The 16,354-nt window shown below is 39.1% G+C and carries 14 protein-coding genes; 8 read left to right on the forward strand and 6 right to left on the reverse strand.

Annotation, left to right across the window (positions count from 1 at the left end; all coding sequences use genetic code 11):
• Positions 1-50: 50 nt before the first annotated feature.
• The 5 genes from B3P16_RS00370 to B3P16_RS00390 form a co-directional block, all read right to left on the reverse strand.
• A complete protein-coding gene (locus tag B3P16_RS00370; protein WP_286752390.1) occupies positions 51-3,425 on the reverse strand; it encodes a TonB-dependent receptor in 3,375 nt (1,124 codons plus the stop codon).
• A gap of 218 nt (positions 3,426-3,643) precedes the next feature.
• On the reverse strand, positions 3,644-4,789 hold the full coding sequence (locus B3P16_RS00375) for a FecR family protein (protein ID WP_286774821.1): 1,146 nt from the start codon (positions 4,787-4,789) through the stop codon (positions 3,644-3,646).
• 148 nt (positions 4,790-4,937) lie between these two features.
• Positions 4,938-5,540, reverse strand: a complete 603-nt coding sequence (locus B3P16_RS00380; RefSeq protein WP_201639698.1) for an RNA polymerase sigma factor — start codon at positions 5,538-5,540, stop codon at positions 4,938-4,940.
• 461 nt (positions 5,541-6,001) lie between these two features.
• Positions 6,002-7,405 carry a M56 family metallopeptidase gene (locus tag B3P16_RS00385; RefSeq protein WP_112373711.1) on the reverse strand — a complete coding sequence of 468 codons (1,404 nt, stop codon included), beginning with the start codon at positions 7,403-7,405 and terminating at the stop codon, positions 6,002-6,004.
• Positions 7,402-7,776, reverse strand: a complete 375-nt coding sequence (locus tag B3P16_RS00390) for a BlaI/MecI/CopY family transcriptional regulator (RefSeq protein ID WP_112373710.1) — start codon at positions 7,774-7,776, stop codon at positions 7,402-7,404. The genes B3P16_RS00385 and B3P16_RS00390 overlap by 4 nt, the downstream gene beginning before the upstream one ends.
• A 365-nt stretch (positions 7,777-8,141) precedes the next feature.
• Here B3P16_RS00390 and B3P16_RS00395 point away from each other — a divergent pair, with 365 nt between their 5' ends.
• A complete protein-coding gene (locus B3P16_RS00395; RefSeq protein ID WP_201639696.1) occupies positions 8,142-8,717 on the forward strand; it encodes a 2,3-bisphosphoglycerate-dependent phosphoglycerate mutase in 576 nt (191 codons plus the stop codon).
• A 121-nt stretch (positions 8,718-8,838) separates the two neighbouring features.
• Here the strand turns inward: B3P16_RS00395 and B3P16_RS00400 are convergent, their stop codons facing one another.
• Positions 8,839-9,363: a hypothetical protein gene (locus B3P16_RS00400; RefSeq protein ID WP_046671657.1), complete on the reverse strand. Its 525-nt coding sequence runs from the start codon at positions 9,361-9,363 to the stop codon at positions 8,839-8,841.
• A gap of 302 nt (positions 9,364-9,665) precedes the next feature.
• Between B3P16_RS00400 and B3P16_RS00405 the strand changes: the two genes are divergently transcribed.
• From B3P16_RS00405 to B3P16_RS00435, 7 genes are all read left to right on the forward strand, one after another.
• Positions 9,666-9,905, forward strand: a complete 240-nt coding sequence (locus B3P16_RS00405; protein ID WP_201639695.1) for a hypothetical protein — start codon at positions 9,666-9,668, stop codon at positions 9,903-9,905.
• A complete protein-coding gene (locus B3P16_RS00410; RefSeq protein ID WP_112373707.1) occupies positions 9,883-10,179 on the forward strand; it encodes a hypothetical protein in 297 nt (98 codons plus the stop codon). Before B3P16_RS00405 ends, B3P16_RS00410 begins: the two co-directional genes overlap by 23 nt.
• Before the next feature lie 358 nt (positions 10,180-10,537).
• Positions 10,538-11,140, forward strand: coding sequence for a TetR/AcrR family transcriptional regulator (locus B3P16_RS00415; RefSeq protein WP_046673894.1), 603 nt, complete (start codon positions 10,538-10,540; stop codon positions 11,138-11,140).
• A 121-nt stretch (positions 11,141-11,261) separates the two neighbouring features.
• Positions 11,262-13,175: a carboxypeptidase-like regulatory domain-containing protein gene (locus tag B3P16_RS00420; protein WP_286840872.1), complete on the forward strand. Its 1,914-nt coding sequence runs from the start codon at positions 11,262-11,264 to the stop codon at positions 13,173-13,175.
• Between the two features lie 41 nt (positions 13,176-13,216).
• Entirely contained in the window at positions 13,217-13,969 is a 753-nt protein-coding gene (locus B3P16_RS00425) for a hypothetical protein (RefSeq protein WP_286840874.1), read from the forward strand.
• A gap of 22 nt (positions 13,970-13,991) precedes the next feature.
• The gene (locus B3P16_RS00430) at positions 13,992-15,266 is read left to right on the forward strand and encodes a parallel beta-helix domain-containing protein (protein WP_286752394.1); all 1,275 of its coding nucleotides are present in this window, start codon (positions 13,992-13,994) and stop codon (positions 15,264-15,266) included.
• A complete protein-coding gene (locus tag B3P16_RS00435; protein ID WP_286840876.1) occupies positions 15,257-16,348 on the forward strand; it encodes an SO2930 family diheme c-type cytochrome in 1,092 nt (363 codons plus the stop codon). The genes B3P16_RS00430 and B3P16_RS00435 overlap by 10 nt, the downstream gene beginning before the upstream one ends.
• The last annotated feature ends 6 nt before the right edge of the window (positions 16,349-16,354 follow it).

The raw sequence follows: 16,354 nt of genomic DNA on the forward strand, positions 1-16,354 counted from the left end.
CTGATAAATCATTTTAAAATTCTACTGATAGTTTTAATCTCGAAGTTGTTCTAATTGAAACGAAGTTGGACTCCGAGATTGAATACTTGCTGTGTCGGATATCCCAAACCATTGCCTCCACCTTGTTCAGGGTCCCAAAGTTTGAACTTAGAGAAGGTCAATAGATTATAACCACTTAGAAAAATGCGTGCAAATTTGTGTGAATATCCAATCTCAGCACTTCTGAGTTTTAGGAATGCCCCATTTCTCAGCCAATAAGAAGAAGCTTCGGTATTGTTGAGATTGTCCAATTTGCTCAGCCGTGGGTAAGCAGCAAATATGTTAGGGTTTTCAGGACTCCAGCGGTCCTCGGCAATAAACTGCAATACATTGCGCACACCTTGATTTCCAAATGGATGAAAACCACTGATCATAAAAGAAGTTCTATCAACTCCCTGTAATAAAAAGGAAAAATCAAACTTTTTGTAATTGATAGAAGTGCTCAAACCATAGACGATTTCAGGTGTTGTTGGATAACCCATGCGAACTCTATCATCGCTATTGATCAGATTTAGACCATCGATATCATTGGTTAGATCTTTATATTTGATGTCTCCAGGAGCTACAAAACCGCCTAGCTGTTGTAATGGACTGTTGTCTATTTCGGCCTGATCAATAAATAACCGTTCGGCAAGATAGCCTAGGTTTGTGCCAATGGAATACCCGATTTGAGATAGGTTGCGGTATTTGGTAAAGGCAGGTTCATTATTTTTCAGAACGGTATTATGTGCATAAGTAAAGGTTCCACGCATCGATATTCCCCAATCTTTTTCGCTTTTGTTCCATTCTAGGGAGAAATCAAATCCCCTATTTCTTACCTCACCAACATTGCCATACACTTTCGTTCCTGCAGTACCAAATACGTTAGGGATTGTTGCCGAACGGTCAACGAAGATATTGGTTCTATCTTCCTGGTATAGGTCGAACACAATATTAAACTTATTGTTAAGAATACCCAGGTCCACACCAATATTTTTCTTCTCTGCAACTTCCCATGAAATCAATGGGTTTGCAAATTGTAGGTATGTAGGGCCTGTATAAGTTGTATTCTGATCGATACCGGTTGTAAACGATGCTCCATCCAATTTGAGGTCTGAAAGATAAGGGAAACGTCCGCCGCCAATCTGATCATTACCAACTTTACCCCAGCTACCTCTAATTTTTAAATTACTGACAGCAGGAAATAAATCGGTAAAAAACTTTTCATTACTGAGTACATAGCCCAAACCAACGGAAGGGAAGAAACCAAAGCGACTCCCAGTGGCAAAGTTTTCGGAACCATTGTAGCCAAAGTTGACTTCCGCAAGATATTTATTGGCGAAGCCATAAGTTGCACGTCCAGTAATACCCTGGCGTCTACGTGGTAGCGAGCTGATTAGATCAGCTGGATTATTGACATTAAAATCGGTAGTATTGTAAAGAAATAATCCCGATACGGTGTGATTGCCGAATGTTCTGTTGTATTCGATGGAAGGCTGAAAATAGATTTCGCGATCACCGCTAGTACCCGTTTCGGTTCCCAGGGAAAGATTTTGTGGCTGCCCCACCATGACTAGATCATAGTTATATCCACCTGCAGGATCGGGAGCATAACTGTTAATCATGTATTGATTGTAACCACTGGTTCTTTTTGTTGTCGTGTTGCTCCAGTTTTTAAAGGAAACCAAGGCTTTAAATTCTAGCCCTTTTGTAATGAAATCAAGTTTTTGAGCACCGTCAATGGTAGTCAATAGGGTACTCTGGAAACCATTTTGATAGCCATTGACCATGCGGGCAAAGGGATTGACAAATCCATTGTTGACTGTACCACCAGCTTTTCCTCCGTATTGAACGTCTCTTCTGTCAATACCGGTAAATGGAAACATAATAGGGAAGTCCACGGGATTAGCATTCATAATGTCGCCAAACACGCTTGGAGCATCCACACCAGCCCCATAGTAATCACGAAGTTGTGCATTGAGCTTTAACGCTATTTTGGTAGTTGAAGTAAGGTTGACATTGATATTGTTCTGAAAGCTATAACGTTTGACAGAGACATTATTGTCAAAAGAGTTGAGGTCAAATTTGCGCAATAAACCGTTGCTAATGTTGCCGGTTGCACTGAGAAAATAACCTATTTTGCTGCCACCACCTTGCACATTTAGATTGAGCTCGTTGTTGATGGTATGGGACTTAAACATTTCATTATACCAGTCAACGTTAGGATATACATAGGGATCCAAGCCTAATCTTGTGCCGTTTATTTTATCTTGGGAATATAAAATTTCACCTGTACCGCGACCTGTAACTGCCTCATTGAACATCTCCATATAACTTACACCATCAACAAATTTTGGGATGGAAGTAGGTCTTGAGATTTGTGATTGTGCACGCGCTGAAATACGAGGTTTATTGAGGTCTTTACCTGTTTTGGTGGTGATAATTAGCACGCCGTTTGCTCCTCTAGTACCAAACACAGCGGTGGCAGTAGCATCTTTAAGGACGGAGAAGCTTTCGATAACTTCTGGTGCCAATGCGTCCAAGTCACCTTTAGAGATTGCTACACCATCCAATAAGATCAGGGGATTGGTAGCTCCGCTAAATGTCGATACACCGCGAATGAAAAAGCTAGCCCCATCTGCACCAGGTTCGCCCGAACGTTGTACCGCGATTACACCCGAAAGTCTTCCGCCCAATGCATTGGAAAGGTTGGCAGTGGGGATGCGTAAGGTTTCCGGTTTTACAGATTCCAATGCGCCCACAACACTGGTTTTTTTCTGTGTTCCGTAACCGACAACAACAACTTCACTTAAGCTCTGATCGGGAGTTAGCTGCACATCAATACGACGTTTGTCGGCAATGGCAATTTCCTGATTGGCATAACCGACATAGGAGAATATTAGTGTTGAATTTGTGGGAACCACAAGAATGTATCTTCCGTTGCCATCTGTTGTTGTCCCGATTGACGGGCTATCTTTAACTTTGACACTAACACCATAAAGATTGTTTCCGTCATTTTTCACCGTGCCCACGATCTCAACCTTACCGTTTTTTTGAACGACGGGGGCGAGGGGCGTTTTTTTTTCTCGGTCCGAAATCACAATAATGCCATTGTCAATTGTAAAGACCAAAGGCTGATGTTCCAATAACTTTTCAAGGGCCTGTTTCAGTGGCTTATTCTGGATATCTATATTTTGAATAGGCCTTACTTTGTCGAGTTGGCTGGTCTTAATGATAAAATCGACGTTTGTCTGTTTTCTGATCTCTTGAAATGCTTCGGACAATGTAATCTGCTTGTGTTTAAGGGTAACATTTTGAGCAGAGGACACATGTGTGAAAAAGATAAATGCTGTTAAGAGGATCACAACTTTTGTAGATGTGTTGCATAATGATCCGATGTATCGCATAGCTTTAATAAAAAAGACAATACAATACTTACTACATAAATAATAATGCATATATTTATAAATTGGTTAACTGGTTTGATGTTGAAATGAATTCTTGTTTTCCAAGTAAAAAATTAGTCGAGAGTGCTGGCAGGCATTTTCGGCTATTTTTTTTGGAAGAAATGTTTAGGCTGGGCTGGTTTCTTTCATAATCTGTGGTTATTAATGTGTGTTATAGTTTATTGCGATATGTACAGTTTATTGTTTCGTATACTATACTTGATGGAACCGGAAAGCTGAAGTGCTCTTAGTACATCGTTTAATCGTTTTTTTCTAGAAATTTGAGCGAAGTAGGTTTCCTGTGAAATAGGACCTTCAAAAATTACTTCAATGTTATACCAGCGCGAAATTTTACGCATGATTTCCTTTAAGTTATTATTCGAAAAATTGAAATCACCATTTTTCCAATCTAATACTTGATCCAGGTTTACTGATCTTACTGCGATATTTTGATCTGTTAAAGTAGATTGTTGGCCTGGTTTTAGTAAGGTTGTATTGTTTTTGCAACTCACTCTTACGGATCCTTCTGCAAGGGATGTCTGTGTGGAAGATTCGTCATCGTAGGCATTGATATTGAATTTAGTCCCTAAAACTTCGACCTTTTGAAGTGAAGTTTCGACAATAAATGGTTTTTGTTTATTTTTTGAGACTTCAAAGTAGGCTTCACCCGTTAGTTCTACCCGGCGTTCAGAGGCTGAAAATGCGCTTGGATATTTGAGGCTGGAATTTGAGTTTAACCAAACTTTTGTGCCATCAGAAAGGGTTATCTGAAATTGTCCGCCCTTTGGTACATTCAAAAGATTCATGGCGACGCGTACATCGGTATTTCCCTCAACCGTATAATTAATTTCGCCTTTTTCTGTTTTTTCAATTGTTGTGCCGAGCTCTTCAGTTAATTTTCCATTAGCAACATCCTCCAGTACGATCGTTTTACCGGAAGAAAGCACAAGTGTTGCTTTATCGCGACCAGGTTCGATGATAGTAGCTGTATGATCATTGTATGTGCTGCGGTTAAGAAATAAATAAGAGATAGAGATAACCAGTATTATAGCAGCTGCAGCACCTGTAATCTTATACCATGTAGGGCTTTTGATTTTTTGTGGTTCGACGTCAAGATCAATTTTACTAAAAACACGGTCTAAAATCATCTTGTCTATAAGTTCTTCTTTATCTTGAGATTCAAGTTGGTTCTCGATCATCTGTTCAAGCGCCTGCTTGTTATTCGTATCCTGAAAATATTGAAATAGCTCCGCCGTCTCTTCTCTTGAAGCGCGGTTATTGAGATATCTTTCAAATAATAATTTTATATGTTTTGAATCTTTCACTGATTGGCTATTTATAGATAATACGGAAAATAGGAGCCTGTCCTCTGCTCTGATTTTAAAAAAAAAGTAAAAAAATTAAAAGGCTTTAAAATGGGCTGTTTGAATACTGATGGAGGTGATCTGTTTGTCTATAAAAACAGGGAGTGTTTTATTTTTGATTTAACACGGCACTGATAAGAGCAATTAACAGGGACGGTGTAATTTCCTTGCTCAAACAGAAACTCTGAATCTGTTTTGTAGCCTTCACGATATGATCACTGATCGTAGAAGTAGAGATACCTAAGGAGCTACTGACCTCCTCATAGCTTTTCCCTTCAATTTTGCATAAGGTATAAATGAGTTTGCGTTTTGGAGATAAGTTTTCAATAGCTTGATTGACAATTTTTTTAGATTCTTTGTATGCATATTCCTCTTCAATGTGGGAATAGTCTGATGTTGAAATGGAAATAATCAATTCTTTTAGATTTCGATTTTTGATCTCCTTGTGAAAGAAATCATACACGAGGTGTTTAGCAATAGTGAACAGATAAGACTGAAAGGACTTTTCAGGGTCTATGCCACCGCGCCTCTCCCATAATTTCTGAAATACATCCTGAAGAATTTCTTCTGCACAGGTAGGTACTTTGACTAAGTTCAGTATATGACGGTAAAGTCTAGGGCTATAGCGGTAGTAGAGCACCTCAAATGCCTTATGATTGCTTGACTTAAGAGCGTGCAGTAACGCCAACTCATCATTTTTACATGCCTCCATAATTTAAACTTGTATTTATAACCAAATTCCTCCTGATCGGAATTTAATAATTGGATATCGTACCGTATAGCAGTAGTCTTATCTTAATGATAGCAGATGAATACTACAAGTATACTTCAAGTATATTGTTGGTATACTATTGGTACTCTTCTACAATGTTACCGATTTGTTATTTGGTTTTTATACAATTTTTTTACGCAAACGATTGCTTTAAAAATAAATCATGGTGGAATTTGTCGTTTTTTTTACTACGATCCAATCCATATACATTTTGGAAAATGGTGATTTTTGTTTTTAACTTGATTTTAGATGGATATCACTATCCATAAGAAGAGTTGCTGGATTAGATTCTGAATAATCTAAACAACATGTTGGTTTATAGGTGTGTAGTCGAGAGAAGTGGATATATCACAATAAGAGGAATTGTATTCCTCTTATTGCATTTCGAAAAATTCCGTTCGCTATTTTTTATTCACTGTATTTACTTCCACTTCGGGTTTCACTTTTAGGGAAATCCGTATAGGCTTTTCCTCCTTAACTTGAATGTCTTTTTGATCTTGATTTGAACTGACATTGGCATTGGCAGAAAGATTGATCCGCTTTGGTTGACGCGGTTGAATATCTTCGACCCATACTTCCTCAATTTTAGGGGCTACTTGCACTTCTTCGGCTATCGGTGAAACTCTTTTTGATGGTGTAGACTCTTTTCGAGGCTCCGCAAATTTGATTCGCTCCACATGTACCTCATCGATTATTTTTGGGGAATTTTGAGGTGGGGCAGGTTTTTTCCGAGGTTCCGGGAAACGTACATTACCTTCCTGTTGAGAAGAAGACCTCTGCTGGGATTTTATTGGTGGAGCCATCTCTTTTGTTGGTGATTTAGGAATTCTTCCACTAGTTTTAGGAGCCTCCGATTGCCGTGATGCAGGCGGTGTTATTGCAGTGTTGGCTGTCGCGGCTTTTTTTGGCGTAGTCGGCGTTGTTTTCTGTGCCTCCACATGTGTTGAAAACAACGTGGATATCGCTACTGTCAGTAACAAAGTAAGCCCAGGCATTAACAAGAGTTTACTTCGGGTTGTTCTTTTTTGTAACATAATTAATCGTTTTTTTGTTGTTAAGAAATTAAAATTACTGGCCGGTAATGTGTTTATATCAGGGGTGGACATGCTCCACTCGATAATTAAATGTTGGTATCTTAACTTTTCATGAATCTTGACTACTGCATCATCTGCAAGGTATTCATGTGTTTGTCGGATCGATTTTTGAATGAGATAAATAAAGGGATTGAACCAAAAAAATATAGCCAAGAGCTGTATAAAAAGTACATCCATTGAATGGCGTTGATTGGCATGGGCCCGTTCGTGCGTTAGAATTGACTGATCAATATCGCCCTGTTGATAGGCCTCTTTGGGAACATAAATTTTTTGAAAAAAAGAAAAAGGTGTTTTTAAACCACGTATGCAATAAATAGACTGTTCATGAGTCGGTGTGGCACTTCGGATATAATACAGGAATTTGCGGTACAACCAAATCTGTTTCAAGAGTAATGCAATGGCGACAATTACATAAACTAGCAGAGCGAGGTTGTACCAATCGACATAATCATTATTGAAGAGTGCTGAATCCGTTGCGGGCTGTGTAATAATCGGTCCGACCGGGATTGCATCGCTGTCTCTGTCATTCAATAAGCTGAAAACATCATATGGGACAGCGATTTGGATCATTGGAATGATGACAGATAAAGGGATAATCCCAAGTAAATAACAGCGGTTGAATAGCAACGACTTCTGGTTGCGTAGTACTGACCAATAAATGAGATACAGTAAACCCGAACAGGCTATCAGTTTTCCAATATATAGCATCATGTCTCTTTATTTTTAATTTCGGAATCAATTATATTTTTCAGTTCCTCCAATTGCTCTTTGCTCAGCTGAGATTGTTTAGTGAAAAAAGAAGCAAATTTTAATGCTGAATTGTCGAAGTAGGTTTCTACAATATCATTTACATGTGCTAAGTAATAGTTGTCTTTATCGATTAGTGGATAATACTCCCTCGAATTTCCATAAAGCACATAAGATATCGCCCCCTTTTCAGTCATTCTCTTCAATAATGTAGCAACAGTTGTTGGCGCCGGTTTAGGTTCAGAATACGCTTCCATAAGATCTTTCATAAAAGCTTTTTTCATGTCCCAAATGTAGCCCATCAATTGTTCTTCCGTAGCTGATAATTTATTCATACTACAAATATAGAATATATTCTACATTGTGTAGAATTAAAAAGTGTTAAATAATTTATATTAATTTATTTTGTTGATTTATAGTTGTTTAAATTATTTGTTTTAAGGGTGAGGATAATTTTGCCGTACAATTAGTTGTCAATTCGCATATACAAACGGTAAGTATATACAAATATGAGGGCGAATATGTGCTTGTATTTTTTCAGCTAAAGAATCTGTGGTAGCCTATAGCAGTAGTTTGATACTTAGTTTACACGGTTAGAAAAGCATTCAAAGTATAAATAAAACAAAATGGAATGTATCGTTATTATATATGGCGTTGGCCCTGTGGTGGGCGACAGTTTTAAAAAAACTTAGGATAAATAATGGCAAAACTTTTTTTAGTACGGCATGGACAATCGCAATGGAATTTGGAAAATCGCTTTACGGGTTGGCAAGATATTGATATTACCGAATTGGGACAACAGGAAGCTCGGCAGGCGGGAAAGGCTTTGGCAAATGAACGAATTGATATAGCTTATACTTCAGCGCTTATGAGAGCACAGCATACATTAAAGATTATTTTACATGAAATGGGCAATCCTTCCGTCCCCATTGTTATAAATGCTGCTTTGAATGAACGTGGTTACGGACAACTTGAGGGCTTGAATAAGGCTGAAACGGCCAAAAAATATGGTGCCGGACAAGTGCATATCTGGCGTAGGTCTTTTGATGTTCCGCCACCAGGAGGGGAAAGTCTTAAAGATACATACGAACGTGTTATTCCATATTATGAACATTTTATAGCACCTAAACTGAAAGAAGGCAAAAATGTACTTGTTGTTGCGCATGGCAATAGCCTTAGGGCACTGATTATGTTTTTGGAACATCTTTCTCCGGAACAAATATTGGAACGGGAGATTGCTACCGGACAACCGATCGAATATCAGGTTGAGGGATAGTATTATACTGATTTCTAGGCTAATCTAATCATTCATGAAATGGTGAAATTGCAGTTGTGAAACAAAAAATCCTGCCATACGAACGATGAGCAGGATTTTTGTTATTTGTATCCGCGTTATACTATTTCAAAACGAATTTAAATCCTAAAGAAAAACGCGATGGTTCGAAATTAGAACCATGAGAAAGATTCCACCAAGGTTTCCAGTCGAAATGCATGGCTAATGGTGCCGAAGGTATTTTGAACTCTAGACCCAAGGCTGGACGGATCGCAAAGTCAGTATGTGTTTTCCCATCTTTCCAGTGGTAGTCGTCATACCAGTCGTCGTGCCATTTACCATAATCAATAAATGAAACTTGTGGACCAACACCAATGTACCATGAAAGACCTCGAGATCCAGGAATACGTTTATTGTATGAATAATCCACACCGATAACAGTAATATTGTCTCCAAATAATACTTGTGCATTTCCGGCGTCATTTCCGCCAAAATTGTGTTTTATCTGTGGACCGAATAGCGTTTGACCATCGCCGACGTCTATTCCAAGACCAATGGCTGTCCGATAGGGAGTTTGTGCGTTTGCTTGCTGATGAGCAGCAAATAGTAGCGTAAAAAGTGTTAGAAAAGGTAGAATTACTTTTTTCATGATAATTTAAAAAAATATTAGTTGTGCGTTTTCGATTAGAAAACTTTCGCTGTTCAAACAAATAGTTTGCCAAAGATTTTTTTAATGTTTTGATAAACAATAAATGATCTGTAACTGCTTCTTTTTTAATGTCTTTTTTTGTGCATCATCTAAAAATAAAGCCAACCGTTTTTGCTAGCGTGTGTTCTAATCACAGAAAGTCTGTTTTTTTAAGGTATAATTAGTGCGCTGGACTATTTTTTATCGATGAACTATTATTAGATGTTATAAGACAGCATGTAAGATGCTACAAAATACGGAAAATGGAGAAACTACAAATCAATACCGAAAAGATTGAAGAATGGATTGCAGCGGGATATGATGTTCTTCAGGATGGAAAATTAATTAAAGTTGAAGGTAATCTACAGGAATTTCTACAACAGTTTGCTGATGATACAGCAGATGGAGGACCAAAAATATATTTGTTGAAGGAGCTGCTTACCTGGCCAGAGGAAGATTTAAAAAAAATAGAAATGGGTTATGGAACAGATGAAAATACCTGAAGATAAAATTGTACCACTGGATTTTGATTCAGAAGAATTACCTTTTGAAATTCGTGAGCTACGTCCTGTTGTTTTTAAAGAAGAAACATCGTATTGGTGTTTACTGGGGCCCGATCCGCATCAAGGCATTTTCGGAAACGGTGAAACGGCTTTAGATGCATTAGCCGACTGGCTAGAAAATCTGCAGGTACGTTTAAAAACCGGAGACGAAAATGATGAAGTAGCGAATTACGCTCGGGAAAGCCTTAAGGCATCAAATCGTGATGTGTGGTAATATTTTGTATTTATAGCAGAATCTTCCAATATACATTGGAAAGAGTCGGTTAGTTGAATATAGTAGGATAATTTCTCAGTCTAATCGGACTCTTACAGCGTACATTAGCTAAATTAACAGTTGGGTTAATTTAATTACCATCTTATGCTCTCGAAACCTAAAAACGAGAGATATGTTGATGAAAAGAAGACTGAACCTTTAAAAATTGACAGTAAAGACAGTTTTATAGCGAATTATCTGAATAAGATCGCATACTTCTTTTATTTAAAAATCAATTTATCTATGTTTGGAGTAACATGTTAAGTCTGTATGTGGCTGACTTTTAACAGTGTTGGTTTTGCATCATAATATATTTTAGATGAACAAAAAGGAACAGGTCAAAGAAAGAATTGGACAGGCGGCCATGGAATGTTTCGAGCGTTATGGATTGGAAAAAACAACCTTGGAAGACATTGCTAAAACTGTGGGATTGAACAAAACGTCTCTTTATTATTATTACAAGAACAAAGAGGATATTTTTATTGAAGTAGCCATACGAGAGGGACAATCTTTTATCGATACATTACAAAAAAGTACATTGAAAAAGAAGGGCGTGGAGAATCAGATTTCTTTTTATTTAGAATCGAGATTGAACTATTATACCAATGTGCTCAATATGAACAGGGTGTCTGTCGAATCACTTGATAAGATTTTACCTCGTTTTTTTGAACTATATGATGCCATGATGGTGCAAGAGAAAGCTTTTCTTACGAAGCTTCTTACGCAAGCCATTGCACATGAAAAATTGGATCTAACAGATCCTGAAAATATAGCTTCTGTACTTATAAATTTTGCTAATGCATTAAAACATAGTACAGAACAACAGGCAATACTGAAGCGGCAGGTCGAAATTGACTATGCACAAAGTCTTCGGGATACCAAATTTCTAGTCGGCCTAATTTTTAGGGGACTTAGAATCTAATTCTCGATTGTCCATTTAGGAGAATCATGGTGGGTAAGGTGAAGCATTGAAGCGATAATAATACGCTAACCAATATAAACATGAAAAAATTGCCTTATTAATCCAGATTCTCTGTATCTGTGTGCCATTTAGCTTGTCTGCACAACAGATCATCAATGGGCAGGTCAGTAATAGCTCGACATCCGAGCCGGCCTATGCCGTTTCGATCCACGTAAAAGACGGAAAGGAAGGTACTTTTACAGATGATCGAGGGCGTTTTCAGCTGAAAACAAACAAACCACTACCCATTACGCTCTATATTTCCGCTATTGGATATGAATCGAAAGAAGTTTTGGTGAATAACCTGTCATCGCCTTTGCGTATTTCGTTGAATTTGTCCCCCATTTTGGGGCAGGAGGTTGTTGTTTCTGCAAGTAGAACCGTACAGAGTAAACTATCCGCTCCAGTAACAATTGAGCAAATGAGCAGCAAAGACATTCGTAATGCTGCACAATTAAATTACATGGATATGCTTCAAGGTTTGAGGGGAGTCGATGTTACCGTATCCAGTATTGGTTTTACCAGTGTTACAACGCGGGGATTTAATACCAGTGGGAATACCAACTTTACGCAGATCGTAGACGGGATGGATAATCAGCCGCCCGGTCTGAATTTTCCGCTCGGGCCAGTCATCGGGCTAACCCAGCTTGATGTCGATAATATAGAGGTGCTGTCTGGAGCATCTTCGGCCCTGTATGGTTCAAGAGGATTGAATGGTACGATGGTGGCCACAGGCAAAAATCCGTTTAAATATCAAGGATTAAGTGTACTGGTAACTCAAGGTGTAAACCATATTAATCCTAAAAAAAACAATGATCCGGTGCCTACGTCACCTTACTATGATTGGGCTATCCGCTACGCAAAACAAATGGGGAATAAAATTGCTTTCAAGCTCAATGGCCAGTATACACAGGCAAAAGATTGGGTAGCCAACGATGAAACCAACAAAAATGGTCCGGGGACAGCGCTGACAGATCCAAACTATAATGGGGTTAACCTGTATGGCGGAGCGACTTCGACCGATATCAATCCCTTTTTGGAAGGTGCACTGCAGGGAAATCCGGAATTGGCCCCCTTAATCGAACCCTTACTGAAAAATCCGAATTATGTTGCCCGGACTGGATATCCTGAATATGGCTATCTCGATAATAGAGCCAAGCTCTTTAAAATCAATGGTGAATTCCGTGACAAGGTTTCCACAAATATTGAAGCCATAGCTTCAGCCACTTTTGGTACAGGCAATATTGTGTATACCAACGATACGCGTTATCAGCTGAAAGGATTTAAAGTTGGGCAATATCGGCTGGAACTTCGTGGGGATAAATGGTTTTTCAGAACGTACACAACCCAGGAAAATTCAGGGAGAACACTGGTTGCAGGGCCGACAGCACAATATATCAATGAATCTTGGAAAACAAGTTACGACGGAGGAACAGGTGGCTGGTATCCTGAGTATACTGCTGGTCTCTTAAACGCACTTGCTTCGGGTACTTCACTCACAGACGCTCATTTAGCAGCGCGCACGCTAGCCGACCAAGGACGTGCAGAACTCGGAACACCACTGTTCAATAGACTGAAAGACAGTATCAGCAATACACCAATATCGCAGGGCGGAACGCTGTTCTTGGACCGCAGCAAATTATACAATGCCGAAGCACAATATAATTTTTCAGATCTCGTGAAATTTATGCAGGTGATTGCAGGTGTCAATTGGCGTTTGTACAATCTAAATTCAAAAAATACATTATTCCCAGATAAGGATAAGCCAATTCATGTAAAAGAGTACAGTGCATACCTGCAACTCGCCAAAAAAGTATTGGACGATCGCTTGAATATTGCTACCTCATTCCGTTACGATAAGAATACGTTGTTTGCTCAACCAAAATTAACTTCACGGGCATCACTGGTGTTTGATCTGTTTCATATTATTTACGCCTTTCTTATCAGAATGCGTATAGTTTCCCCTCCAATATACAAGCTTTACAAAATACCTTAAATGGTTATAATAGCTATTCCTCCGGTGGTTCATCGCTGCTGTTGATCGATAATTATCAGTTTGACCGCTATCCTCCTTATACCTTGGAAAGCGTGCAGAAGTTTCAGCAATCGAACGATCCAACTGTACTTCAGAAATTTAAATTTGATGATATTAAACCGCAGTCGGTTAATGCTTTCGAACTGGGTTATGCAGCTATGTTGGGTAAGCGGGTGATGATCGATGTGTTAGGCTATTTTTCAACTTGGAAGAATTTTATTGGCTATGCCAATGTTGCTAATACTCCTGGAAGCAATGATTACAATGCGTTTAAAGATCATGCAACCTATGTGCAGTATAATATCGCCTTTAATGGCGGAGAGACCGTAAATACCTATGGATACGCCGCGAGTCTTAGTTTGGATCTAGGTCGGAATTTTGTAACCAAGGCCAATTATTATTCTGACTACCTAAAAAATAAAAACAATAGTCAAATTAACAACTTCAATACACCACACTATCACTTTAATTTTGAATTCGCGAATAGTGGCTTTGGAAAAAAACAAGTTTGGTCGTTTAGTACTTCCTTACGCTATAAACCGGGCTACTATTATGTCGTGTCTGGGGGGCTTGCCGCAGGCCAAGTGCCAAGCTCGGCGGTGATCGATGCACAAGTGAGCTATAAGTTTGTTAAGGCTCGTTCCGGAATTCGCATTGGCGGAACCAATATTACAAACAAATACTATTCTACAGGTATTGCTAATCCACGTATAGGTGCAGTATATTATGTCACTTATGCTTATAATATTTTCTAATCAAAATTAAATAAATCAGACCATGAAAAGATATTTAAAACAATTGATCGGTATTGCGGTCACAGCTCTCTTGATGTACAGTTGTGCCGACCAATCGAAAGACAGTTACAAAGTCCTAACGTTTACTCCTGGACAGGAAGAGGCTATTGAGGAAGCTTTCCTCTCCATTAAAGATAGCACCAACATCGTGCTAAAAGCCGGGAAATACTCCTTCGATAATTTGAGTATCGCACAAGTAAATCATATTAAAATTGAAGGTGAGGGCTATGATAAGACAATTATTGATTTTTCCAGTCAAACACAGGGGGGAGAGGGAATACGGGTTACCGATGTGAAAGGTTTAACGATTGGGAATATGACCATTCGTGATTCAAAAGGAGATCTGTTGAAGATAAACAATAGTCAAGACGTTGTCATTTCAAACCTTCATAGTATATGGAGCTCGGCCGATTCTACGAGTGGTGGATATGGGATTTATCCTGTGCTCTGTAAGAATGTGCTTGTCGAGAATTGTTATGCCGAAGGGGCTTCAGATGCCGGTATTTATGTGGGACAGACAAAAGGTGTTATTGTGCGTAAATGCAAGGCAACGAAAAATGTGGCTGGATGTGAAATTGAAAATACAACAGATGCTGAAGTTTATGATAATGAATTCTATGGAAATACAGCCGGATTTCTGATTTTTGATCTGCCTGAACTTTCACAGCGGGGTGGAAGAGTAAAGGCGTATCACAATAAAATCTATGCTAATAATTTTAAAAATTTTGCCAAAGGTGGGAGCTTCGGAACTTTCTGGGGGGTAGGGAATGCATCACCGGGAAGTGGTATCATTATTCTCTCGACATCAAATATCGAAATTTACGATAACGTTATCGAACAAAACAATACCTCTGCGATTACGATCGCTTCAGGCTTTGCAGTCGATGAAAAAGCTGGAGAACGAATCAATGCAAATTACTCTCCAATACCCACACATGTTAAAATTTATAGAAACACCATTAAGATGGGGGATAAATTCCCGCAAGCAGCATATGAGCATCGTATCGGTCAATTGATTATTGCTACCGAAGCCCAGTTAAATAGCGTTGAGCCGGATCGAAAAAATAAGCGAATTCCAGCCATATTGTATGATGGTATCACCAGTAATGTGATCACGAATGGTCGCACTCAAAACCCAGATTCCATCTGTATCAATCAGCCGGGTGAGAATATGTTTGTAGCCGCAGATTTTAGTCACGCAGGTCAACCAGCGAAGTGGAAACCCTCAAGTAATGTACAACCTTTTCAATGCAATTAACCGTGAAACCAACAAAATTTGCCCTCGTCTGTACCGGAATATTGAGCGTGATCCTGCTAGTGCTGCAACAGAGCTGTCGGCAGGGACAAAAGAAATCATCAGACCATGGGGTTGTTTCTTTTGAATTTAAAGAACGACTTTCCGAATACGGCTTTTTTACTGGAAAACTAAATCAATTAATCGCAAGAGCCGATATCTTGGGCTACGATCTGAGTACACCTCTATTTTCTGATTATGCCGTTAAAGACCGCTTTATTGTATTGCCAAAAGGGGGGAAAATGGGCTATACAGAACATGGTCCGTTAGATTTTCCCGACTCAACAATTATTATAAAGAATTTCTCCTACATCAATGAACAAAAGCAAAAAGTATTGATAGAGACGCGCTTACTGGTGAAGGATCCAGCTGATCATGCCTGGAAAGTGATGAATTATCTGTGGAATGATGCGCAGAATGATGCGATGAAACACATTCGTGGTGCTAAACTACCGATTACATTGATCGATCATGCTGGCAACAAGCATACGACAAACTACATGGTACCCAATACCAACGATTGCAAACGCTGCCATAACAATAGCTCCAAGCTGATGCCCATAGGTCCAAAAGCCCGAAACCTCAATTTTGTGCGATTAGGCGATTCGATCAATCAACTCGCCAAATGGGTTTCTCTTGGTCGGATGGTCAATATGCCCAATCTAAAGAGTGTACCGCAATTGCCCGTATGGACTGATGAAAACAAATTCAGTTTGGAACAACGGGCAAGAGCCTATTTAGATGTGAACTGTGCGCATTGCCACACCAAAGGGGGAGACGCTTATAATACAGGGCTTTTCCTGGATTATGATGTGAAAATTCCTTCACACCTTGGTATTGGTAAAGCTCCTGTTTCAGCTGGAGGTGGAGCAGGTGGCTTGGATTTTGATGTGGTTCCAGGAGATGCCAAGCATTCTATCCTGCTTTATCGGATGAATAGTGTGGAACCGGGTACAGCTATGCCGGAGTTGGCCAGAAGTATAATACATCAAGAAGGTGTGGATCTGATTCGTCAATGGATCGATAATATGCCGTCAAAAAAATAATAATAT

The organism is Sphingobacterium sp. UBA7631, assembly GCF_002483935.1.
In the GTDB taxonomy this organism is placed as follows: Bacteria; Bacteroidota; Bacteroidia; order Sphingobacteriales; family Sphingobacteriaceae; genus Sphingobacterium; species Sphingobacterium multivorum.